The 21,828-nt window shown below is 69.4% G+C and carries 20 protein-coding genes and 1 pseudogene; 12 read left to right on the forward strand and 9 right to left on the reverse strand.

Annotated features, from left to right (window positions below; all coding sequences use genetic code 11):
- Both ACFWGZ_RS20280 and ACFWGZ_RS20285 read left to right on the forward strand, forming a co-directional pair.
- Positions 1-407, forward strand: a pseudogene (locus ACFWGZ_RS20280) (MFS transporter); the annotation flags it as partial.
- Between the two features lie 16 nt (positions 408-423).
- Complete coding sequence (locus tag ACFWGZ_RS20285; RefSeq protein WP_382453087.1) at positions 424-1,545, forward strand: epoxide hydrolase family protein; 1,122 nt, start codon at positions 424-426, stop codon at positions 1,543-1,545.
- Between the two features lie 44 nt (positions 1,546-1,589).
- Here the strand turns inward: ACFWGZ_RS20285 and ACFWGZ_RS20290 are convergent, their stop codons facing one another.
- The 5 genes from ACFWGZ_RS20290 to ACFWGZ_RS20310 all read right to left on the reverse strand — a co-directional run bounded on the left by ACFWGZ_RS20290 (position 1,590) and on the right by ACFWGZ_RS20310 (position 6,367).
- On the reverse strand, positions 1,590-1,955 hold the full coding sequence (locus ACFWGZ_RS20290) for a PAS domain S-box protein (RefSeq protein WP_382453088.1): 366 nt from the start codon (positions 1,953-1,955) through the stop codon (positions 1,590-1,592).
- 198 nt (positions 1,956-2,153) lie between these two features.
- Positions 2,154-2,786: a TetR/AcrR family transcriptional regulator gene (locus ACFWGZ_RS20295; protein WP_382453089.1), complete on the reverse strand. Its 633-nt coding sequence runs from the start codon at positions 2,784-2,786 to the stop codon at positions 2,154-2,156.
- A 138-nt stretch (positions 2,787-2,924) separates the two neighbouring features.
- The gene (locus ACFWGZ_RS20300) at positions 2,925-4,742 is read right to left on the reverse strand and encodes an ABC transporter ATP-binding protein (RefSeq protein WP_382453090.1); all 1,818 of its coding nucleotides are present in this window, start codon (positions 4,740-4,742) and stop codon (positions 2,925-2,927) included.
- Between the two features lie 89 nt (positions 4,743-4,831).
- Positions 4,832-5,665 carry a phosphatidylinositol-specific phospholipase C/glycerophosphodiester phosphodiesterase family protein gene (locus ACFWGZ_RS20305; RefSeq protein WP_382453091.1) on the reverse strand — a complete coding sequence of 278 codons (834 nt, stop codon included), beginning with the start codon at positions 5,663-5,665 and terminating at the stop codon, positions 4,832-4,834.
- A 108-nt stretch (positions 5,666-5,773) separates the two neighbouring features.
- Positions 5,774-6,367, reverse strand: a complete 594-nt coding sequence (locus tag ACFWGZ_RS20310; RefSeq protein ID WP_382453092.1) for a helix-turn-helix domain-containing protein — start codon at positions 6,365-6,367, stop codon at positions 5,774-5,776.
- A gap of 47 nt (positions 6,368-6,414) precedes the next feature.
- On the opposite strand from ACFWGZ_RS20310, the gene ACFWGZ_RS20315 reads away from it, so the two are divergent.
- A complete protein-coding gene (locus ACFWGZ_RS20315; RefSeq protein WP_382453093.1) occupies positions 6,415-7,224 on the forward strand; it encodes a class I SAM-dependent methyltransferase in 810 nt (269 codons plus the stop codon).
- 47 nt (positions 7,225-7,271) lie between these two features.
- On the opposite strand, the gene ACFWGZ_RS20320 is transcribed toward ACFWGZ_RS20315, so the two are convergent.
- Complete coding sequence (locus ACFWGZ_RS20320) at positions 7,272-7,676, reverse strand: contact-dependent growth inhibition system immunity protein (RefSeq protein WP_382453094.1); 405 nt, start codon at positions 7,674-7,676, stop codon at positions 7,272-7,274.
- A gap of 201 nt (positions 7,677-7,877) precedes the next feature.
- On the opposite strand from ACFWGZ_RS20320, the gene ACFWGZ_RS20325 reads away from it, so the two are divergent.
- Positions 7,878-8,795: a ParB N-terminal domain-containing protein gene (locus ACFWGZ_RS20325; protein ID WP_382453095.1), complete on the forward strand. Its 918-nt coding sequence runs from the start codon at positions 7,878-7,880 to the stop codon at positions 8,793-8,795.
- A 57-nt stretch (positions 8,796-8,852) separates the two neighbouring features.
- On the opposite strand, the gene ACFWGZ_RS20330 is transcribed toward ACFWGZ_RS20325, so the two are convergent.
- The gene (locus ACFWGZ_RS20330) at positions 8,853-10,130 is read right to left on the reverse strand and encodes a diaminobutyrate--2-oxoglutarate transaminase (RefSeq protein ID WP_382453096.1); all 1,278 of its coding nucleotides are present in this window, start codon (positions 10,128-10,130) and stop codon (positions 8,853-8,855) included.
- 149 nt (positions 10,131-10,279) lie between these two features.
- Here ACFWGZ_RS20330 and ACFWGZ_RS20335 point away from each other — a divergent pair, with 149 nt between their 5' ends.
- Both ACFWGZ_RS20335 and ACFWGZ_RS20340 read left to right on the forward strand, forming a co-directional pair.
- A complete protein-coding gene (locus ACFWGZ_RS20335; RefSeq protein ID WP_382453097.1) occupies positions 10,280-11,518 on the forward strand; it encodes a pyridoxal phosphate-dependent decarboxylase family protein in 1,239 nt (412 codons plus the stop codon).
- A 5-nt stretch (positions 11,519-11,523) separates the two neighbouring features.
- Positions 11,524-12,813, forward strand: coding sequence for a lysine N(6)-hydroxylase/L-ornithine N(5)-oxygenase family protein (locus ACFWGZ_RS20340; RefSeq protein ID WP_382453111.1), 1,290 nt, complete (start codon positions 11,524-11,526; stop codon positions 12,811-12,813).
- Here ACFWGZ_RS20340 and ACFWGZ_RS20345 read toward each other — a convergent pair.
- Positions 12,791-15,001 (reverse strand): GNAT family N-acetyltransferase, encoded by a 2,211-nt coding sequence (locus ACFWGZ_RS20345; protein ID WP_382453098.1) that lies wholly within the window; start codon positions 14,999-15,001, stop codon positions 12,791-12,793. The two genes, ACFWGZ_RS20340 and ACFWGZ_RS20345, sit on opposite strands and share 23 nt — an antisense overlap.
- Positions 15,002-15,187: 186 nt before the next feature.
- On the opposite strand from ACFWGZ_RS20345, the gene ACFWGZ_RS20350 reads away from it, so the two are divergent.
- The 4 genes from ACFWGZ_RS20350 (at position 15,188) to ACFWGZ_RS20365 (ending at position 19,269) form a co-directional block, all read left to right on the forward strand.
- Positions 15,188-15,919: a hypothetical protein gene (locus tag ACFWGZ_RS20350; protein ID WP_382453099.1), complete on the forward strand. Its 732-nt coding sequence runs from the start codon at positions 15,188-15,190 to the stop codon at positions 15,917-15,919.
- A gap of 572 nt (positions 15,920-16,491) precedes the next feature.
- On the forward strand, positions 16,492-17,700 hold the full coding sequence (locus tag ACFWGZ_RS20355) for an acyl-CoA dehydrogenase family protein (protein WP_382453100.1): 1,209 nt from the start codon (positions 16,492-16,494) through the stop codon (positions 17,698-17,700).
- Positions 17,701-18,373: 673 nt separating this feature from the next.
- The gene (locus tag ACFWGZ_RS20360) at positions 18,374-18,745 is read left to right on the forward strand and encodes a hypothetical protein (RefSeq protein ID WP_382453101.1); all 372 of its coding nucleotides are present in this window, start codon (positions 18,374-18,376) and stop codon (positions 18,743-18,745) included.
- Positions 18,746-18,912: 167 nt separating this feature from the next.
- Positions 18,913-19,269, forward strand: a complete 357-nt coding sequence (locus ACFWGZ_RS20365; protein ID WP_382453102.1) for a roadblock/LC7 domain-containing protein — start codon at positions 18,913-18,915, stop codon at positions 19,267-19,269.
- A gap of 158 nt (positions 19,270-19,427) precedes the next feature.
- On the opposite strand, the gene ACFWGZ_RS20370 is transcribed toward ACFWGZ_RS20365, so the two are convergent.
- The gene (locus ACFWGZ_RS20370; RefSeq protein ID WP_382453103.1) at positions 19,428-19,658 is read right to left on the reverse strand and encodes an FAD-dependent monooxygenase; all 231 of its coding nucleotides are present in this window, start codon (positions 19,656-19,658) and stop codon (positions 19,428-19,430) included.
- A gap of 498 nt (positions 19,659-20,156) precedes the next feature.
- Here ACFWGZ_RS20370 and ACFWGZ_RS20375 point away from each other — a divergent pair, with 498 nt between their 5' ends.
- The gene (locus ACFWGZ_RS20375; RefSeq protein WP_382453104.1) at positions 20,157-20,426 is read left to right on the forward strand and encodes a hypothetical protein; all 270 of its coding nucleotides are present in this window, start codon (positions 20,157-20,159) and stop codon (positions 20,424-20,426) included.
- Between the two features lie 815 nt (positions 20,427-21,241).
- On the forward strand, positions 21,242-21,685 hold the full coding sequence (locus ACFWGZ_RS20380) for a GNAT family N-acetyltransferase (protein ID WP_382453105.1): 444 nt from the start codon (positions 21,242-21,244) through the stop codon (positions 21,683-21,685).
- Positions 21,686-21,828 lie beyond the last annotated feature (143 nt).

Consider the following 21,828-nt stretch of genomic DNA (forward strand, 5'->3'; position numbering starts at 1 on the left):
GCCGGCTCGTGGGCGGCGCGACCGGCAGGTTCGCCGGGTGGCAGGTGCTGGCCGGGCTCGCCGCGGTCACCGCGGCCGGAGTGCTCGCGGTCGCGGTCTTCGACGGAGCGGTCCCGGTCGTCGTCGGTGCGGCGCTGACCGTGTGCGGGTTCGCCGGCGGTCAGGCCGTACTGGTGGGCCTCGCGCCGGAACTGGTCGCCGCGCACGACCGCGACACCGCACAGGGGCTGCTCAGCTTCATGATCTTCCTCGGGGGCGGTGTCGGGCCGGCCGCCGTCGCGGGCCTGTCCGGCACCGCCGGGACGCCCGCGGCACTCGCCGTGCTCGCGGCACTGCCCCTGGCCGGGCTCGTGCTCAGCACCACCCGGCGCCCCGGTTCCGTGCCCGATCCGATCACGTCCCGTTGAGGAAGGGAGCTCCGCCGTGGTGGCCGAGCCGTTCGAGGTGAGCATCACCGACGCCGAGATCGCCGACCTGCGCGGCCGCCTGCGCAGGACGCGGTGGCCCGAGGCCGAACCGGTGGACGACTGGTCGCAGGGGGTGCCGCTGGCCTACGCGCAGGAGCTGTGCCGCACCTGGGCCGAGGACTACGACTTCGGGTTCGCGGCGAGGCTCAACGCGTATCCGCAGTTCCGCGACGTGGTCGACGGGCTGGGCATCCACTTCGTTCACGTCCGGTCGCCGGAACCGGACGCGTTCCCGCTGGTGCTCACGCACGGCTGGCCCGGCTCGGTCCTCGAGTTCCTGGACGTCCTCGGTCCGCTGACCGACCCGCGCACGCACGGCGGGGACCCGGCGGACGCGTTCCACGTGGTCGCGCCGTCGCTGCCCGGCTACGGCTGGAGCGACAAGCCGTCCACCACCGGGTGGGGTGTCCGCCGCACCGCCCGCGCCTGGGACGCGCTGATGGTCTCGCTGGGCTACGAAAGGTACGGCGCGCAGGGCGGCGACTGGGGTTCCGCGGTGTCCGGCGCGCTGGGCGAGGTGGCACCGGAGCGAGTCGCCGGGGTGCACGTGAACCTGGGCTCCGTGGCGCTGGGCACGTTCGCCGACCCGACACCCGCGGAACGGGAGAACCTGGCGGCCGAGGAGGAGTTCCGGCGCACCGGCCGGGGCTACTCGGCTCAGCAGGCCACCAGGCCGCAGACCCTCGGCTACGGCCTCACCGACTCCCCCGCCGGCCAGGCAGCCTGGATCGCCGAGAAGTTCTGGGCCTGGACCGACCACAACGGACTCCCCGAGGACGCCGTGCCGCGGCAGAAGATCCTCGACGAGATCTCGGTCTACTGGTTCACCGCGTCCGCCACGTCGTCGGCGCGCCTGTACTGGGAGAGCTTCGCCCGCTTCCGGGACGAGGTCACCGCCCCGTCCGGGCTGTCGGTGTACCCGCGTGACATCACCCGCCCGTCGCGGCGGGAGGCCGAGACGCGGTTCACGGACCTCCGCTGGTTCGAGGAGATGCCGCGAGGAGGCCACTTCGCCGCACTGGAGCAGCCGGAGTCCTTGGTGGACCAGGTCCGCGGCTTCTTCCGCCTCGTCCGCTGAGGTCCTGCCGGTGGCCGGCGCCTCGCTCGCTTCGGGCCAGTGCGTCAGGGGGTGATACCGGTCCGCCCGTCACTCGTGAAGATCGCCAGAGCACCCACTGCGACGTCGAACGCGTCCCTGAGCGCCACGATCCTGATCGCATGTTCCCGCACCTGGCCGTCCGCGAGCAGGACGGGGATGTCGAGGGTCGACTCCTTGAACGCCGAGTCCCCCATCGCGGCGCTGTACGCCTTTCGGTGGGCCGCTCGAAGGTGCTCGGGAATGATCAGTTCGAGCGACTGACCCAGTGCTTGCTCCTCGCTGTGGCCGAACAGCCTGGCGGCACCGTCGGACCAGAAGACGATCAAGTTGTCCGGGTCGGCCCGGATGATGGCGTGGTAGGACGCCTCGGACGGGCTCACGCTGCTCACGGAATGTCCTCCGATGCAGAGGTGCGGAGGGGCGACTGACGCCCCTGTCTATGTACCTATCGGTACACTCTTAGACATGGTCGCCGAGGTGTCAAGGGCGCCATCGCAGCACAACCAGGGTTCCCCACTTCGCCGATTGTACCGATACGTACATTAAATTGGTGATGCGCTCTCAGCGACGTGGCGGATCAAGCGGGTTCAGGCACCTGTGAGGTCGGCGCGGATCCTGGCCAGCGCCATGTCGAGGGCGATCTCCATGCTGCGCGCGTCTTTCCTGACCTGCGACAGCAGGTAGCCTCCCTGCAGGGCCGCCAGAAGTCCGGCCGCGAGTTCCGCCGGGTTCGCCTCGGAGCGCAGTTCGCCGGACTCCCGCATCCGCTCGAGTCCGGCGCGGAGTGCGCCCTCCCACCGGTCGAACCCGGCCTCCAGACCCCTTCTGGCGCTGTCCGAGGAGTCGGAGAGCTCACTCGCCAGCGAGCCGACCTGGCAACCGTGGGCGCCTTTGCGGCCACGAACGCCGGCGACGACGGCGTCGCGCCAGCGCTCGAAACCCCGCATCGAGTGCAGGTCGTCGAAGAAGGGCGCTTGCACGGCGAGCACACGCTCCACCTGCGCCTGCACCACCGCGTCGACGAGTTCGGTCTTGTCGGCGAAGTAGTGGTAGACCTGCGACTTGCCGGTCCCGCTCGCCTCGATGACGTGGTCGACGCTCGTGAACTCGACGCCTTGCGTGTGCATGAGGTCGGCCGCGGCCTCGATGATGCGCTGACGGGTGGCAGCGCCTTTCGCCGTCAGCCGGCGCGGTTTCGCCGACGACTGCTGCTCACTCATGCGACCTCCCTCGTCCGGGCCACACCTGCGCGACCGTCGGAGGGAAACGCTCAGGTTCCGCGGGTGACCGTACACCGCAGCGACGATCGTCCTGATCTCCGTTCCCCTGAAGGCGTGGCGGCGCTTCGCGAGCAGCGGTCACCGGGTGCCGACCGCCTCGTCGAGGAAGCCGCCGGACTGGTGGCGCCACAGCTTCGCGTAGGTCCCGTCGACGTCGAGCAGTTCGGCGTGGGTGCCTTGCTCGACGATCGCGCCCCGGTCGAGCACGATCAGCCGGTCCATCCGCACGACCGTGCTCAGCCGGTGCGCCACGACGATCGCGGTGCGGCCTTCCATGAGCCGCCACAGCGCTTCCTGGACCAGCATCTCGCTCTCCGAGTCCAGTGCGCTGGTCGCCTCGTCCAGCAGCAGGATCGGCGCGTCGCGCAGGATGGCGCGGGCCAGCGCGACCCGCTGCCGCTGACCGCCGGACAGCTTGACGCCGCGTTCGCCGACCACCGTGTCGAGCCCGTCGGGCAACGCCTCCACGAACTCCGTCACGTGCGCGGCCCGCGCGGCGCGGTGGATCTCGGCGTCGGTCGCGCCCGGCCGGGCGAACGCGATGTTCTCGCGCAGCGTCCGGTGGAACATGGCGGGGTCCTGGGGCACGTACCCGATCAGGCCGCGCAGGTCGGCCTGGCTCAGCCGGGCGATGTCCTGGCCGCCGATGAGGATGCGCCCCCGGTCGACGTCCATCAGCCTCAGGAGCAGGCGGGTGAGCGTGGTCTTGCCGCCGCCGGAGCGGCCGACGAGCCCCATCCGGGTGCCCGCCGGGATGTCCAGGTCGAGCCCGTCGAACAGCGGCTCGCCGCCGGCGTGCGCGAACACGACGTCGTCGAACCGGACCCGGGAATCGCTCACGCGCACCGGTTCCGGGTGCTCCGGGTCGAGCACGGTCGGCGGGTCGAGCAGCAGCCCGGTGAACTGGGCCGCCTCGGTGAGCGCGCTCTCCACCTGCCGGTAGATGTGGTTGAACTCGAACATGATCCGCGTCGCGTTGCCGAAGTAGGCGAACGTCACCACGATCGCCTCCACGCCGAGCCCGTCGCTGACCGCGATCGCGACCACGAGGCCGAGGACGTTGGTGAGCACGGACAGCGGCGCGATCACGGTGTCGATGCGCAGGTTGCCGTAGTCCCAGGACTTCAGGGCGAGCACGCGCTGCTTGGCGGCGCGGGTCCGGTGCTCCGCGCTCTCGCGCCGTTCGGCGGCGAACGCCCGCACCGTCTCCATGTTCGTGAGCGTGTCGGCGACGTGGCCGGACACCTCGGCGATGGCCGCCTCGCGCTGGTCGACGAGCCGCTGGCGGTGGCGGATGAGCGGTGCGACCACGCATCCCGTGAGCAGGATCAGGCCGGCCAGCACCGCGACGAGTGCCGGGTGGTAGCTCCACAGCACGACGCACGCGAAACCCAGCGGGATGACGTTGGCGAAGATCTTGAACGCGAGTGCGTCCACGAAGTTCTCGAAGCGGTACGCGAAGCTCAGCACCCGTTTCGTGAGCGACCCGGCGAAGTTGTCGTGGAAGAACGCCGCGTCCTTGCCCAGCAGCTCGTCCACCGCCAGCGCGGACAGCCTCTCGATCCCACGGCCGTCCACGCGGTTGAGGCAGTGGATTCCAATGCGCCACAACAGTTCCGAGAGCAGCATGAAACCGCCGAAGGCGAGCACGTAGGGCAGGACGGCGCCAAGGCTCGTGCCGCCACCACTCGCGAATTTCCCCACGAGCCCGCCCACCGCCAACGGCGCGAGGTAGAGCTGGCACGTGACACCCAGGGCGGGCAGGACGAGTGCGCCAGCGGTCATGACCCCGTGGCGCCGCAGTTCCCTGCCGTACAAGCGCAAGGCGAGCAGCACCGCGTTCTCGCGGACGGGTTTTCGCGGCTCCGGCACGACCATCCGACCCCCTCCGGACATCTCGGCTTCTTCATGCTGCCGCAGAAAACCTCGCGGCGGCGATCGAATATCGCCGATGTCCGGAGCGGGCCGTGGTTCCGCGGACGCGCTCAGCGCAGGAAGTGGGCCAGGCCTTCCAGGTCGTCGGTGTTGATGTGGTCGACGCCGGCCGCGACGAGCTCCCGCCAGACCGAGTCCCGCTCGGGCCCCGGTACGTCCGGGGTGGCCCAGAACCGCACCCGCTGCCCGGCCCGGTGCGCGGTCCGCACGATCGCCCGCAGCTCGGCTCGCTCGTCCGCGGGCATCGGGCCGGCGCCGGTCCACGAGAACAGCTTGGTCCAGTTGTCGGACACCAGCGGGGTCAGCCGCGCGTCCGAGCCCGGTCCCAGGTCGGTCGTGTCGACGATCCGGCCGTCGTAGAAAGCGACCCTCGTGCGCTGCGCCTCCATCGTGGCGCGGGGCCGGTTCCCGGACACGACTGCGGTCACCGGGCCGTGCCACACCCGTCCGAACGCGTACCTGGTCCACAGGAACGCGTACTTCGGGCTGCGCAGGAGTTCGTCCAGCGCCGCGTAGGTCGACTCGCCCTCGGTCTTGATGTCGATCAGGAGCTGGAAGTCGCGAAAGCCGGGATAGACGCCATGATTGCGCAGAACCCGTTCCCGCAAGGGATCCAGGTACAGCGACCGCAAGGTGCGCGACGGGTCGAGGTCCTCCGGGTCGTGCGCGACGAGCAACTCGTCGCCGACGAGGTAGATGTCGGCCTCCACACTGGTGAAGCCCTCGGCCAGTGCGTCGAAGAGCGGGCGGGTGTGTTCGTAGTCGTTGTGCGCGTGAGCCCGGGCGAGCGGGCGGACGCGGTCGTGGTCAGGCGCGGCGGTCGCCGGTACGGCACCGGCGACCAAACCTAGAACGGCGAGCAGGACCAGCAGGGAGCGACCCACGGTGCACCTCCGAAGTCAGGGCGCCGCCACGGTAGAGCACGCGGTGGAACCCGACGTGAACATCGGCACGCCTGTCCGTGACCTCCGGAGTGACGACGTGCCGGCGACTCACGCGGGGCCCGGCTTGCGCGGGGGCTGGAGGTGGGTGCGCCGGCCGTCGTGGTCGAGGATGACGAGGATCTCGACCGGATCGCCGTGGGCTTTGATCGCGTGCGGGATCATCGTGGAGAACTCGGCGGCTTGGCCGGTCTCGACGCGGATGACGCGGTCGCCGAGGATCAGCGCGACCGTTCCCGACAGCACGGTGAACCATTCCCGGCCGGGGTGAACGCCGAGCTGGTCCGCGTCCTGTCCGCGGGGCTGGTCGGTGATGCGCATCTTGGCGACCGTGACGCCCGCGGGCGCCGATCCGCGGCTGAGCAGCCAGGTGGTCAGCCCGCGGTGCTCGTCGCGCTCGGGCCTGATCACGACGTCGTCGTCGTTGACGGTCTCCACGAGCTGGTCGATGGTGGCGCCCAGGGCCCTCGCCAGTGAGCTCAGCTGGTCCAGGCTGAGGCGTTGCCGGCCGGTCTCGATGCGGCTGAGCCCGGACGGGCTGAGGTGGGCGCGCTCGGCGAGGTTGTCCAGGGACCAGCCCTTCGCCAGCCGCAGGCTCCGGATACGCAGGCGGACGATGTTGTCCAGGTCACCTTCTTGCGTCATATGCAAGAACTTATCCGACTCGTGCAAGTCAGCCCTACTGTCGAGGTGTGAACACCACCGAGCACGATCACCACGACCACGGCGCTATGGCCGAACTGCTGGACCTGGACGCCGACGTCCTGCACTCCTACCTCGCCGAGCTGCTGGACTGGCTGGCCGGACTGTCCGACGCCGAACCCCGCCGCATCGTCGACCTCGGCAGCGGAACCGGCACCGGCTCCCTCGCCCTCGCACGGCGCTTCGCCCAGGCCTCCGTCACGGCCCTGGACGTCTCGCGGCAGATGCTTCACCGGCTCGCGGAGAACGCGTCCGCGGCAGGTGTGACGCATCGAGTCCGGGGCCTGCTGGCGGACCTCGACGAGGACTGGCCCGACCTGGAGCGCGGCGACCTGGTGTGGGCGGCCTCCTCGCTGCACCACATGGCCGACCCCGGCCGCACGCTCGCCGGGGCGTTCGCGAACCTCCGGCCGGGAGGCCTGCTGGCAGTGACCGAGATGGACTTCTTCCCGCGGTTCCTCCCGGACGACCTCGGCGCCGGCCTCGAAGCCCGAGTTCACGCCGCGCTGAACCCGCACCCGCCCGTCGACTGGGCTCCGCACCTCGTGCGCGCGGGGTTCACCCTGGAAGCCGTACGGCCGTTCGTCGTCGACCTGCCCGCTCCTTTGCCGACGGCCACGGCCCGGTACGCGCAGGTTTGCCTGCGGCAGCAGCGTTCGCACGTCGGCGGCCGACTGTCCGATGAGGACCTGGCAGCGCTCGACGCGCTCGTCGACGGCGACAACCCGCGCAGCGTCCTGCGCCGCACCGACCTCACCGTCCGCACCACCCGCACGACGTGGGCGGCCCGGCGTCGGTGAAGCGGTCCCAGAACATCGCACCCGGTTGCCGTTCGAGCCCGGCGTCGTCAGCCGCCGGTGCGACCGCGGAAGTCCTCGATGTCCGCCCGGAGGTCCGCGTCGGGTGCTTCCACAGCACCCGCGATTCGTTCGAGCCGGGCCCGTTCGGTGGGACGGGCCGACCAGCGCGAGTCGGGCACCCTCAAGACCGCGGAAAGGACGTCGCCCGGGTACAGGTCGCCCTCGAGCAGCGGGTCCTCCTCCAGCAGGGTCAACGCACGCGGCACCAGGACCGCGAGCCCTTCTCGCTGGCCGAGGAGAAGGCGGAGGTCCTCGGGGGTCAGCTCGCGGAGCGGAATGCGGCGCAGTCGGTAGGCCGTCGCCACCAGGTGCGTCGCGTCGGGAGGCGGATCACCCCACCGGGACTCCTCGATCTGCTCCAGTGAAAGGTCTTCCGGTCGGCTGTCGACCACTCGTGGTGCCTCTCTCGCGCAGACGGCTCGACGGTACCAGTCGATCACCTCGTTGCCGCGGGACCAAACAGGCCGTTCCGGCGTTTCAAACCTGGATATCGACCCCGATCGTGCGATCGCCGCCCACTGGTCCGCCGCGTGAGCGGAAGTTACGTTGGCAGGAGCTCGTGTTCCTTGCCCAGGCTCCTGAAGGGTGCACCGGTGTCGAGCAGGTTCGTTGCCATTGCCCCGTTCGAGCGAGAGCACGTTTCTCAGTCCGCACTGGTACCTGTCGCAGCACTACGCCCGGCGTTCGCGATCCGCAGTTCGGGTGAGGACGAGGACCACGTCCGCGTTCTCTCAGCGGTCGAGGCGCGACTTCCGCCCATCGTCGTGCATCGCGAGACGATGCGTGTTCTCGACGGGATGCACCGGCTGCGGGCGGCCCAGTTGCGTGGAGCCACGCACGTCGAGGTGTGTTATTTCACCGGGTGCGAGTCGGACGCGTTCGTCGTCGCGGTCTCCGGCAACGTCGCTCACGGTCTCCCGCTCTCGCTCGACGACCGGCGCGTGGCGGCGAGGCGGATCATCGAATCGCATCCGGCTTGGTCGGATCGGTACATCGCCGACGTGTCGGGTCTCGCCGCGAAAACGGTCGCTTCGCTGCGGTCCGAGGCGTCCGCGGACGGCTCGCCGCTGCGGGTGGGCAGGGACGGCCGGGCGCGCCCGCTCGACGCGGTGCGGGGGCGCAGCCTGGCGTACCAGATCATGAAGGCGAACCCGGCGGCCTCGCTGCGCCGGATCGCGTCCGAAGCCGGCATCTCCCTGTCCACCGCGAGCGATGTGCGGCAACGCCTTCAGCGCGGCGATCATCCGGTTCCCGATCGGCACAGACCGGACCTCGAGGCGGTGCAGGAGCGGGAGTCCCCGGTGGCGGAGGTGGTGCGGGGTCGCGCCCAGCTGTGGCAGCACCTCAGGCACGACCCCTCGCTGCGGCTGACGGACACCGGGCGCTCGCTGATCCGCAGGCTGGCGGCTCAGGAGCAGTGCCTGCGGGACCTGGGCGAGCTCCTGCGCTCCGCCCCCGCGCACTGCGCGCCCTTCCTCTCCGAACTCGTGCGGGGCTTCGCCGACGACTGAGCCAGGTTCGCGGACTCGGTGGAACGCCAGGCGCGGGACCCGGCCTGAGCGGAACCATCACCGCCGCCCGGCGGTGTGTTCGACCGCGGAAGTTCGCCGGTCCGACGGTCGCACGCAGGCCTGCACGGACTCGTGGAGCACGGCGAGCCCGCGTTCAAGCTCGCCCTCCGACGCGGTCAGCGGGGGCAACAGCTTCAGCACGGACTCGTCGCGGCCGGACGTCTCGACCAGCAGTCCCCGCTCGAACGCCGCCTGGCGCACGGCGGCGGCCTGCTGTGCGCGGGGCAGCACGAGCGCGTGCACGAGTCCGCGTCCCCTCGTGAGAAGCCCGTGCTCGGCGGCTGTCCGGGCCAGCGCGGACGCGACGAGCTCCCCCTTGTCCTGCGTGCCGAGTTCGAACTCGTCGTCGGTCCAGTACGTCCTCAGGGCGGCCGCCGCCGTGACGAAGGCGGCGTTGTTGCCGCGGAACGTGCCGTTGTGCTCGCCCGGCTCCCAGACGTCCAGTGCGGGACGCAGGAGGGTCAGTGCCATCGGCAGGCCGAAGCCGCTGATGGACTTGGACACGCAGATGATGTCGGGGACGATTCCCGACTCCTCGAACCCGAAGAACGAGCCGGTGCGGCCGCACCCCGTCTGCACCTCGTCCGCGATGAGCAGCACGGACCTCTCGCGGCACATCCGGGCGAGGCCGCGCAGCCACTCGGGACGTGCCGACGAGACGCCGCCTTCGCACTGGACGGTCTCGACGATCACCGCCGCCGGCAGGTCCGCGCCGGCGTGGTCGAGCTGCCACGCGACGAGGCCGAGGTCTACCGGGCCGCGACCGCGGTCGTAGGGCAGGCGGACGGTCTGGCCGAGCAGGGCGCTGGGCACGCGGGCGGCACGATCCCGGTCGGTGACTGCCAGCGCTCCGAGCGACATCCCGTGGAAACCGCGGACGAAACTGGCGACGGTGTCGCGGCCGGTGACCTTGCGGGCGAGTTTCAGCGCCGCTTCGACGGAATTGACGCCGGTCGACCCGGTGAACTGCACGCGGTGGTCGAGTCCGCGCGGAACGAGAACCACGTCCCTGAAGATCTCCAGGAATTCGCGTTTCGCGACCGTGCGCATGTCCAGGCCGTGCGTAATGCCGTCCGCCGCCAGGTGCTCCATCAGCGGGCTTTTCAACGCCGGGTTGTTGTGGCCGTAGTTGAGCGCGCCGGCACCGGCGAAGAAGTCCAGGTAGGGCCGCCCGTCCTCGTCGTGCAGCCAGCTCCCCGACGCGGTCGCGAACACGGCGGGCCAACTGCGGCAGTAGCTCCTGACTTCGGATTCCGTCGTGGCGAAGACGTCCATTTCTCCCCGATCGTGGTGCACTCGGGTCCTGTACCACCAGTCCCGATCACCAATGCTCAAACGATTCACCCCGATAACCCGAACACTTGACGACATGCGGAGAACACGCCAATTCTGGCGTTGTGTCGTCGAAGAGCGTGTGCAGCGAAGTGACGAGTTCTTTCGGTGTCAAAGGCCTGGACGAGCTGACCGCCGTGACCCTGCACGCTCTGCGCCTGGGCGCGGGCAAGAGGAACGGGCCGCTGCCCCGCGGAGGCCCCGAAGAACTGCGCGGTGTCGTGCTCCGCGATCTCGGGGCGGTGTTGCCCGAGGTGGGTACGACCGAGGCGGAGGCGGTGGGCGCGCTGACCGCGCTGACCGCCGCCGGCTCCGCCGATCCCGCCGATCCGGCCTGCGCGGGGCATCTGCACTGCCCGCCGCTGGCCGTCGCGGTCGTCGCCGACCTCGCCGTCTCCGCGCTCAACCAGTCCGTCGACTCCTGGGACCAGGGACCGGCCGCCACGTGGATCGAACTGGCCGTGCTGCGGGAGCTCGCGGCCCTGGCGGGGTTCCCGCCCGACACCGCGGCGGGCACGGAGTCCAACCTGATGGGCCTGCTGCTCGCCCAGGAATCGGCTCGCGGCGGGCAGCACGTCGTGCTGTGCTCGGAGCAGGCGCACTTCTCCGTCTGGCGCGCCTGCTCGACGCTCGGCATCGGCGACGGCGCCGTCATCGCCGCGGGCACTGACGGCGATCACCGCATGAGCGTCCCCGCACTGCGCACAGCGCTGCACGAAGCGACTGCAGGCGGAAGACAACCCGTTGCGATCGTGGCGACCGCGGGCACGACGGACCTCGGCGCCATCGATCCGTTGCCGGAGATCGCGGAACTCGCGCGAGAGCACGGAGTCTGGTTGCACGTCGACGCGTCCTACGGCGGTGGAGCGCTGTTCTCGCAACGGCACGGCCGCAAGCTCGACGGCCTCGCCCGAGCCGATTCGGTGGCGCTCGACCTGCACAAGCTGGGCTGGCTGCCGGTGCCCGCCGGGGTGTTCCTCGCCGCCGACCGGAGGAGTTTCGGCTCCCTGGAACGGGAAGTCGCCTACCTCAACCTGGCCGACGACGTTGCCCGTACGATCGCGGCCCACTCCGACCTGCTGTTGCGGGCGGAGCCGGCACTGACGACGGTCGTCCTCCGCTACGCGCCGGCCGGGTTCGCCGATCTCAACGAACTGAACGCCCGGTTGCGCCGCGACCTGCTGCAGTCGGGCAGGGCCGTGGTCGGGCGGACCGAGTTCGACGGCGTGGTCTGGCTGAAACTCACCCTGCTCAAGCCCCGCACGACGGAGGCGGAGGTCGAGCAACTGCTGGACCTGGTGGTGTCCACCGGGGCGCAGGTGCGGCCGTGACCGCCGTGGAGCGGTGCGACGTGCTCGGCGTCGGCATCGGCCCGTTCAACCTGGCGCTGGCCGCGCTGGCGGAGCCCCTGCACGCGCTGGGACTGGTGTGCGTGGACCGGAAACCCGAGTTCACCTGGCACCCCGGCCTGCTCATCGACGGCGCGACGCTCCAGGTCCCGTTCCTCGCCGACCTGACCACCATGGTGGACCCCACCAGCAGGTGGTCCTACCTGTCGTACCTGCGCGAGCACGACCGGCTCTTCCCGTTCTACTTCTCGGAGCGCTTCCGGATCACCCGGCGCGACTACGTGCGGTACTGCGCCTGGGTCGCGCGGTCGCTGCGGTCCTGCCGGTTCGGGCTGAACGTGGACACCGTGCGGTGGGACGAGCGGGAGAACGCCTTCGAGATCGGCATGTCCACAGAGGACGGGACTTCCGGTGCTCGCGTCCTCGCCTCGCACGTGGTGCTGGGAGTGGGGACTCGGCCGTTCGTCCCGCACGACCTGCGGCCGTGCCTCGGTGACGCCGTCCTGCACGCGTCCGACTACCTGGACCACCGCGGCGCCCTTCTCGGCGAGCGCGACGTCACCGTGATCGGGTCCGGCCAGTCGGGCGCGGAGGTGTTCCTCGACCTGCTCAGGTCGGCGCCCACCGGCACGCGCCTGCGGTGGATCACCCGCACCCCGGCGTTCCAGCCCATGGAGTACTCGAAGCTGGGGCTTGAGCACTTCACGCCCGACCACACGAGGTACTTCCACGCCCTCCCGGCCGGTGAGCGCGACTCGTTGCTGGCAACGCAGGGCCGGCTGCACAAGGCGATCAGCGCGGAGACCATCGCCGACATCCACGACCTGCTGCACGACCGCCTGGCCGAAGGCGTTCCCGTCGACGCGGTGCTGCTTCCCGGGGTGGAGGTGCTCGAAGCCGCACACACCGGCTCGGGGGTGGTCCTGCGGTGCCGCCACGCGCGGCAGGGAACGGAGACCACGGTGCGCACCGGCAAGGTCGTCCTCGCCACCGGGTACGCCGCGGAACGCCCCTCCTTCCTGGAACCGCTCGAGAAGTGGCTCCTGCCCGACCCGCGGGGCCGGACCGAGGTGGACGAGGACTACCGGGTCGCCCTCGACCCGGTGGTGACCGGCGGCCTGTACGTCCAGAACGCCGAACTGCACACCCACGGTGTCGGCGCACCCGATCTCGGGCTGGGCGCGCACCGGGCCGCGACGATCCTCAACGCGATCACCGGAACCCAGGTCTACCGGCTGCCCGCACGGACCGCCTTCACGACGTTCGGCCTGCGCTGACGGAGAGATGTGAGCGCTCGAACACCATGAGCGCGGCGGACTTCTCGGGCAACGCTAGCTCGTCGTGCCAGGTGAACCCGGCCGCGGTGAACGCCTTGACGGACGCCTCGTTGCGCACGTCCGGTTCGGCGAGCACCCGTGAGCACAGCGGATCGCCCGCGAGCAGCGCGGTCGCCAGGTCTCGCAGCAACCGGCGGCCGAGCCCTCCGCCGCACCGGCCGGGGTCGCCGATCGCCAGGTGCACGCCGAGGTCGTGCGGGCGCGCGCTCGTGAAGCCCGCCAAGCGATCCCGTTGAACGCGGTAGACCTCCACGTAGGCGACCGTGACACCGTCCGACGACACGAGGCAGGGCCGGGAGTGGTCACCGGCGAGTTGCCCGAGCAGTGCGGCCCGCCAGCGCTCCAGGGGCCAGTCCTGCTGCCAGTACCGTTCGACGTGCGGCCGGGACATCCACGACCGGACCAGCTCCGCGTCCGCTCCCCCGGCGTCCACCGGCCGGATCGACCAGGGCTCCGGCAGCTCGGGAACCACGGGTGCGGGTGACAGCAACGGGTTCGCGATCCGCACGTACACCGACTGCTCGTCGAGCGACCCCTGCAGCTCGTCCATCCCGTGCGCACGGGTCAGCAGGTTCGCCTTGCACCGCAAGGCGGGCTCGGTGAGCAGCGTCCGGGCGGGACCCGACGGGTGGTCCGACTCCCTTTCGGCGAGCCAGTCCGCTGCCACGCCCAGCAACGCCTCCTCGTCGGCCAGCCGCTGGAAACCCATGGCGCCGATGAGCCCCAGCAGGTTGTTGATGCCGACGTAGTAGACGAGGCGCTCGGAGACCAGTTCCTCGGTGCAGTAGGTGCCGAGCGAGCGTCCGGCGTCGGGCATCCACGGGCGCAACGCGTCGCTGCGTCCCTCGGCGAAGTAGAAACCCTGGTTGTCCCGGTACCTCCCGCCACACGGCCAGCCCTGGTGGTCCAGGACCACCAACGTGTTCTGGTGGTGCGCCTCCAGACCGAGCCCGTACCGGGCGTGCAGGTCGAACACCGGCAGCAGCACCTCGTCCAGGTACCGCCGCAGCCATCGTGCCGCGACGTCGGCCACCGGCCTGTCCCCCGCCGCTGCCAGGCCTTCGACCAGCAACGCCAGCTGCGAACGGCTCCCCGGCTGGTCGGGCCGCGGGTCGACCAGCCCGGCGACGCAGGCGGTGGTGGTGTCCCGGCCGAACGGGTTGTCCCGGACGACCACGTCGAGTCCGGTCAGCTCCCCCGCCGGGGACCGTCCGACCGCGAGCCACGCGGGATCCCGCACGATGTCGAACCGGGGGTGCAGCGCGGCGACCTCGTCCGCGAAGCCCGCCCGCAGCATCCGCTGCACCGCGATGCCCCGCCGCAACTCCACGTCGAGGTTCTTCCGCCTGGAGTTGGTAATCCGCAGTCCCAGCGACAGCTTGAGCATGACCGGGGCGTCGGGCCGGTACACCGTGCGCACGGAGGAGGTGGGCGACCAGCGTGGGCCAGCCGGGCCGAGCGGCGTCAGCAGCCCGCTCTCGAGCAGCCGCCGGACGGCCGGTCGCTCGAGCAGGTCGCGTGCCTGCCACGGATGGGCCGGCACCAGCACATCACCGTCCGGTGTTCCGGTGATGCCGGAGAGCGCGGCCATGAGATCGGGCAGTGGCTCGTCCCGCGCCGAGTCGTGGGCGACCACCTCGGGCCGTACGGCGAACCAGTGCAGCGGGAAGTCGCCACGGGTCTCCGGGGAGAACCGCCGGGCGTCGGCGTCCGAAAGCCCGCCCCGGCTCTTCGGAGCGGGGTGCAGCGGATGCCCGAGGATCAGCGCCTGTTCGGCTTCCAGGAACGACGGCGGCCCGCCGCGCTCCTCCCGCACGCGCAGCTGCAGGGCGAGCTGCTCCACCGACTCGGCGACCCGGTCGGCGAGCGAGTCGTCCACCTCCGCGACACCGGTCTCCCCCAGCAGGAGCACGGCGAGCCGGCGCGCGGCGACCGGCCACCCGCCAGCGGTCCGCACCTCACCGAACTCGTGGATCCCGGCCTGCGACCAGTGGACGACCTCGGCCTCCACGTCCTCGCCGCTCAAGGACAGGCGCAGCACACCGTCCGCGGGCCTGGGGACCCCCGTCTCGCGAACCCAGCAGCGGAGGAGGTTCTGGGCGGACAACCGGTCAGCTATGTCGATCATGCGGTTCGTCCTGCTCCTCGCATCCGTCCGGGCACGGCCGATCCGGTTGTACCGGCCCGGCACCGGTGTTCGACATCTCGAACCCGCACGCCGATCCGGTGAACCGCCATCGCCCGAACGTCCTTTTGGAGCAAACGGAGCGCATTCCACCACGGGCCGCCCGCCGGCCGCTTTACGCTCCGGCCTGTGAAGCGACTCGTTGCGCTGCTGGTGCTGGCGTTGGCCGCGTGTTCCCCGACTCCTCCTGGCCTGACGCGGTCCTCGACCGCGCCGTCCACATCAGCAGAGCCCGACCAGGCGAACCAGGTCCGAGAAGTCTTCTCCGACTACACGAAAGCCCTCGGCGCCAAGAACGGCGATGCCGTGGCGGCCGTGATGACGAGCGACGCGATCGCCCGCTGGGAGACCTACCGGGTGCACGCGTTGAAGAGCACCGACGCCGACCTCGCGAGTCTCCCGGTCATCGAACGCGCTTTCGTCTACAGCCTGCGCGCGACCGCCGGCCCCTCTCTGGGGACCGCCACCGGCCGCACGGTCCTGATCACGGCGGTCCAGCAGGGCCTGATCACCTTGAGCCTGTCGACCAGGCGCCTGAACGACGACGGCACCATCACCGCCGGCAAAGAGGCCAAGCCCGTGCTGAAGAACCTCGTCCTCGGCACCGGCACGGCGACCGCAGAGCTGGCGTCGGACGACCCCACCGCGCCCGAGATCCCCCAGTCGTTCAAGTTCACGTTCCTGCGCGAGGGCGAGAACTGGAAGATCGACCCGGTCGGTGTGACCGAGCTGGCGGCCTTCACGCTGGAGCAACTGGCCAAGCTCAAGGGCATGACCGCGGACCAGTTCGTGATCGAGTCCTACACCGCCCAGTACGGCGCCGCCCGCGTCGCCGAGATCCGCCAACCACTTGGTGGCTGATCACCACCTGTTCGTCGAGGACCGCGGCGCGCGGGTGCGGTCTGGCTCGCCTTCTCACCAACGACGAACACCGACTCCCTCGTCTTGGAACTCCGCCACATACCGCGGCCACTTCCCACCATTACGTCGTTTTGCGATACAAGGAATCCGGTCCTTGAAGGACGCCGTCGAGTCCACAATGGAGTCATTCAGATCAAACCCGTGCGGCTCACACCGGTGAGCGCTCATCTGGACATGATGAGCGCTTCGCCGCGCCGATCTCGTTGTCTACCAACGTGCCGTACCGCTTCGCTTCGGCTCGTTTCCACGTGAGTTGGGTTGCGAACGTCATGCTGTCGGTGAGCGGGTGGGACAACACCACCGCCGCCGAGCTGAGTGAGTGGCTGCGGACGGAGGCACCTCGACGAGGCGGCCCACCAGCCGATCGGAGCGAACTGTCCGGGCCACAGGGGCGAACTCAGCACTGCGCGTGCTGTGAAGTGCGAAGCCTTGCGGAGCCATCGCGCGGTCTTGTATCTCGGTTCTGCACGGTCCGGCGATGCGCCGCGACCGCCACGAGCGAGGAGGTCCCGATGGCCGCACCAGTGCACGTTGTCGAGATGAGTTCCGCCGAACGCGAGCAGGCGTTCGCCATCTGTCGTGCGCTGGCCGATGAGTTCCGTGCGGCCGGGCCGCGCCACGATGAGGAGAACTCGTTCCCGTACGAGCTGGCCGCGCGAATACGCGAGCTGCGGTTGCCGGGGCTCAACATCCCGAAGCGCCACGGCGGTTGGGGCGCCGATATCGCGACCACCGCACGCTCCGTCGAACTGCTGGCCTACGGCGATCCGGCGATCGCGCTGGCGTTCAACATGCACTGGGGCGTGATCGGCTTCTTCCGCGGCATGTGGAGCGAAGAACACCAGGATCGGTTCTTCCCCGGCGTGGCGCGTGACGGGCACCTGTTCGACGGCGCCTACAGCGAAACCCGTGCGGGCGTGATCGGCTTGGCCGACACCCTCGCGGTACCGGTCGAGGGCGGTTTCCGGGTCAGCGGACGCAAGAGCTGGGGCACCTTGTCGCTGGTGGCCGACTTCCACACGATGAACGCGACGATCACCGAGCCCGACGGCTCACTGCCGACCGACCACGCGGAGCGCGCGGCACGCGAAGTGCTGCTGGTGTGCCCGGCCTCGGCCGATGGCGTGCGGATCGAGAAGACCTGGGACGCGCTGGGCATGCGCGCCACCGGCACCGAGACCGTGGTGTTCGAGGACGTGTTCGTGCCGGCCGCCGACCTGGTGTCGACCCGGTTCCGGCCGGACCTGTTCGCGAACCTGGAATGGCAGACGCTGACCTTCGCGTCGATCTACCTCGGCCTCGCCCGCCGCACCTACGACGAGACACTCGCAATCCTGCGCGACAAACACCTCGGCGCGGTGCCCGAGGCCGCCGACGTCAAGGTCAGCGACCAGCAACTGGTGCAGATCGGCGTCGGCGAGATGTGCGTGCTGATCGAGGCCGCGGCCAACACGATCGAGGTCACCGCCGCACGCCTCAACGAGAACCGCGACCTGCCCGACGACCCGGCACGCCGCCTCGGCTGGCTCGAAATCCCCAAAGTCGTGGCCACCGAGAACGCCATCCGCGTCGTCGACATCGGCATGCGCCTCATCGGCGGTGGTTCCTACCGCCGCGGCCACCCACTGGAAAAGCTCTACCGCGACGCCCGCAGCGGACCCTTCCACCCGCTGACCACCGACCAACTGATGCAACACCTCGGAAGCGCAGAACTGGGCTGACCGCGACGCCTGCGCGTCAGGCGACCCCCAGGCGCGGTTGGGGTCGTGTGACGCGCTGTACTCAGCCAAGGCTGGGGCTGATTCCACGCGTGTCGTCATGTCTCAGTCATGGCGCTTCGGGGCAATCTGCCGCTTCCTCGATGGGTCGCCCGGGGCCTGGACAAGTAGGGTGACTCGCCACGCGTGTCCCCCTGGTGAACGGTCGACAGCATGCAGGGCGGTTGCCATCGCGTATCCAAGGCATGCCAGGACCAGCTACGCACTCGGCCAGGTCGTCACCGCAGACAGCCCCCGCCGCTGACGGCGGCTTCCCGGCTCGTTTTGTCGTCGTGGCCAGAGCAACCCGGTGGCAGGTTCGCGGTGCTCACAAGCCCGGACACCTCGTTGAAAAGCCGACGCTCTGAGCACCATGAATTTGCGACTGTCCATACACAAATAGTGACGATTGCAGACCAGCTTTCCCTGCCGCCGTAACGGTTCTCTCACGAGTGACTACCGACGGCTTTATGCAACTGAGAGTTGTCCTGGCGACGGCGAAGTTAACCCATATGGCCGTTCATCCTGACATCCCCGCAACCTAGGGTCTCATCGCGTTGCACCGTTTGGGGTATATCGAAGAACGTGCATTCTGTGTCACCAGCCGTATTCAGCCGCACACCAGGAGTCAGGCTATATGAGCATCGAATTGGCACTGAAAGAGGCCATGACCATTCCGGGTGCCCTGGGGGTCGCTCTGGTGGACTACGACAGCGGAATGTCCCTGGGCACTATGGGCGGCGGCGAGTGGTTCAACCTCGAGATCGCCGCGGCCGGCAACACCGAGGTCGTGCGCGCCAAACTCCGTGTCATGTCAGCGTTGGCCCTGAACGACACCATCGAGGACATTTTGATCACCCTGGCTCGTCAATACCACCTCATCCGGCTGCTGGCCCCCGCGAAAGGTTCTCCCACGCTGTTCCTCTACCTGGTTCTCGACCGCGAACGCGCCAACCTCGCTCTGGCCAGGCACCACCTCAAGCGCATCGAAACCGACCTGACGGTATGACCGGAGCACAAGCCGAACAAGGCCCCATTCACGGACAGCTGCCGACGCGGACCGCAGCATCCGGCGAGCCACCCGCAGCGCGGCGGTGGCCGTCCGCGAGCAGGTCGCCGTTCGATCCCGACGAGCTGTCACAGGCGCTCGGCGTGATCCGAGGGCAGGTCGACAGAGTGACCGGCCTGCTGGTGGCCACCCTAGACGGACTGGTCCTGTCCAGCGACACGGTAGGCGTCACTCCGGAAAACGTCGCCGCCATGTCCGCCGCGACGATCGGCCTCGCCGGCCAGTTCACCGCTCAAGCCAATATCGGACAACCCCGCACCGCGTTGTTCGAAGGAGACTCCGGCTTCGTCTGCGTCTTCCCGGTCGAATCCTCTCTGCTGCTCGTGGTCTTCGGGGAGAAGGGCATCACCCTGGGGTTGTTCAACGTGGCGGCCAGGCAAGCTTTGGTCCTGGTTCGGCACGCGCTGCTGCGGCAACGAGTGCAGACGGCGAGAGCCACCCGCCGGGCGTACCACGACTACTAGCAGCACAACACAACCGCCGAAGTCCACCGCGGACGTCGGGGAGAGCGACAGCCGGAGCCGAGCGCGGCCTGCACCAAGGAAAGCGGGCCGCACTTCCTGCACGCACGACAACCAGCACGTCGATACCGCTCCGGGTCGTGTGAGGCAAGCTGCTGCCCTCAAGGCTCCGCCGTGACAACGGCCTGGGAAGCGGTTGCACTTGTGGGCGTCGTTGCCGCCCCCGATTGCGGTCGCGAGCGTCCACCCAGATTGATCGCGTCTTGAATGCCGAGGTTGAGGCCGGTGCCGCCGGCAGCGAAGACGTGTGCCGCGTCGCCGACCAGGGACACGCGGCCTTCGCGGTGCCGGTCGGCGACTCGGGTGTTGCTGCCGTTGATCCGCCTCAGCACGTGCGGGCCGTCGCCTGGTAGCGCTTCGGGACCTCGGCGCCGAGCACCCGTTTGATGCCGGCCTGCATCTCGTCCAGGGGCATGGGCTCGTCGGACTAGGGCTGATCCCACTCGACGGTGGTCACCAGCGCTGGGAGGCCGGGCAGCGGCGCGGAGGAGAAGCCGCCGTGCGGACCGGCAGGAACGGCAGAACGGGTCCGCTGCCGCTGGTCGACCGATCGTAGGTGACGCCGGAGAAGCCGATGCCGACTGCTGTCGCTCCGCTCAGATTCAACCCGTACGCACTCTCACGCCGCTGCGGGCGTTCGTGCGACGAGGTTGCCCATGATCGGTGTCTGTCACGATGACCTGGTGACCACGACAACTCGGAGCCTGCGACTGATCGGGTACTGGCTCGGTCCCCACTCGCCTGGATGGCCTGATGTCCGGGCGTTCATCGATCCGTCCCCAGACGCCGCACAGCGCGATCGAACAGTCGCCTATCTTCGCTCCGGGACTGTGTTCATCGCTTTCGCCGGCAAGTCGATCTGTCGCTTCTGCGGCCGGGACAACGGGAGTACCGAGCTGACCGATGGCGTGAACTTCGTCTGGCCTGATGGGCTCCTCCACTACGTCGAAGACCACGACGTCAGGCTTCCGACTGAAGTCACCGCGGCAATGGCCGTTCCCCCACTACCAGTGGACGTCGACCAGTTGACGCACCACCTGCTCGAGACGAATGAGGTGACCATCGACGAATACTGGTGGCGCGACATCGACGGACGATGAAGCAGGGCCGGCGCGAAGCGGCCCCCACCACCAGCCGGCCGCTGACGTCCGCTCATGCCGCTGTGCGTGAGAACAGCACTGCCCTAAAGCCTGGGACCGCGAAACTGGAAATCGCCTGTGAGCCATCGCAAGAACACTCGTGACCGATCAACGTAGGTGCGTACGGAGTTGTCAGCCAGCCCGGCGCTTCGGGCCGCCTGCTCAAACCGCTCCAGCTCTTCATTCAGGTCTTCGATCGTCCACGTCTCCCTCATATGACGATGCTGACCGGCTCCCCAGTTCTTGCGCAACGGCTTGGACACCCTCGCTGGCCACGGCACCGGACCGCGCATCGGTTGGTCTGGCCTCGCGGTCTGATGCGAGGCTGGCGTGCTCATTGCGTCACCGCATCTTGCACCTGCAGCGCTTCGCGTATGTCGTTCTGCCCCACGAACGGCCGAGACGCTGCATGACGCGTTTCAGCCCGCTGACGCCAAGACGCAGAGCCTCCGCAGCAAGTGCTTGAATCGGGTAGAACCTGCCGCGGCGAGACACAGCTTCGACAAAGATCGAACATCCGCTCATGCCGCTGATCGCTTCATTTCGAGCACGCTCTCGCCGAGGAGAGGAAGCGGCGGGTGCGGGAGTGACGTCAAGCGGCCGGAGGCCGGTATCCACCTCGAGTACGGGCCTCTGGCCGTTCGTACCGACGCGCCTGAATGCGAGCACTGCGTTCGTTCGCCTCGGCGCAGAATGATCTCTCGCGGATCCGATCTCATTCCGGCTCGCTCGGCCCAATCGACCTGCCCGCCGTCCTCTGGGGCGAGCGGAGCTATATGGAGGATGTCGAACCCGAGTCGCTAGCAGAGTGGACCGCCGCGCTGGACGCACACCTGCGGCTGTGGGTGGACCACCTCAACCGCACGGTCGTCGCCGAGACCGGCGACGACCTGGCCGAGTACGCGATGTGGCAGCCGGACGGCACGGCCGCCACGCTGATCACCCTCCACGTCGTCCCGCCGCTGCGGCGCCGCGGGCTGGGCCACCGGCTGCTGGAGCGCTTCGCCGACGACGCCCGCGCGGCCGGGCACACCGTGCTGAACCTCGGTGTGCACGAACGCAACCCGGCCCGCTTCCTCTACCCGGCGACCAGGTATGCACAGACCGGTTGCTGTGCAACGGCTTTGAAGACCTGCTGGCGACAGCCAGCCACCAGAGCGGCGGTTCTGCAGCGGGCAGCTCGTCGAAGCAGGCTGCGGCGTCGGCGAGCTGGTCAGTGAATTGATCGATCGTGCCGGCTCGTAACCTGGTAGTGGCCCGGTCGCACGGCTACATGAACCTTGAAAGGCCACCCTCAACCCAATTCCCCGTGAAGGCAGCCGGCTGACGAGTAGGATTGAGTTCAATAGGCTTGCCATGCCCG

This window comes from Lentzea sp. NPDC060358, from assembly GCF_042725365.1.
GTDB lineage: Bacteria > Actinomycetota > Actinomycetes > Mycobacteriales > Pseudonocardiaceae > Lentzea.

Coding starts and splice junctions, on each gene's coding strand:
- ACFWGZ_RS20295 (WP_382453089.1), bottom strand. CDS start 2,786: ATGAGTGAGCAGCAGTCGTCGGCGAAACCGCGCCGGCTGACGGCGAAA.
- ACFWGZ_RS20355 (WP_382453100.1), top strand. CDS start 16,492: ATGGCCGCACCAGTGCACGTTGTCGAGATGAGTTCCGCCGAACGCGAG.
- ACFWGZ_RS20345 (WP_382453098.1), bottom strand. CDS start 15,001: ATGATCGACATAGCTGACCGGTTGTCCGCCCAGAACCTCCTCCGCTGC.
- ACFWGZ_RS20360 (WP_382453101.1), top strand. CDS start 18,374: ATGAGCATCGAATTGGCACTGAAAGAGGCCATGACCATTCCGGGTGCC.
- ACFWGZ_RS20310 (WP_382453092.1), bottom strand. CDS start 6,367: ATGACGCAAGAAGGTGACCTGGACAACATCGTCCGCCTGCGTATCCGG.
- ACFWGZ_RS20330 (WP_382453096.1), bottom strand. CDS start 10,130: ATGGACGTCTTCGCCACGACGGAATCCGAAGTCAGGAGCTACTGCCGC.
- ACFWGZ_RS20300 (WP_382453090.1), bottom strand. CDS start 4,742: ATGTCCGGAGGGGGTCGGATGGTCGTGCCGGAGCCGCGAAAACCCGTC.
- ACFWGZ_RS20380 (WP_382453105.1), top strand. CDS start 21,242: ATGGAGGATGTCGAACCCGAGTCGCTAGCAGAGTGGACCGCCGCGCTG.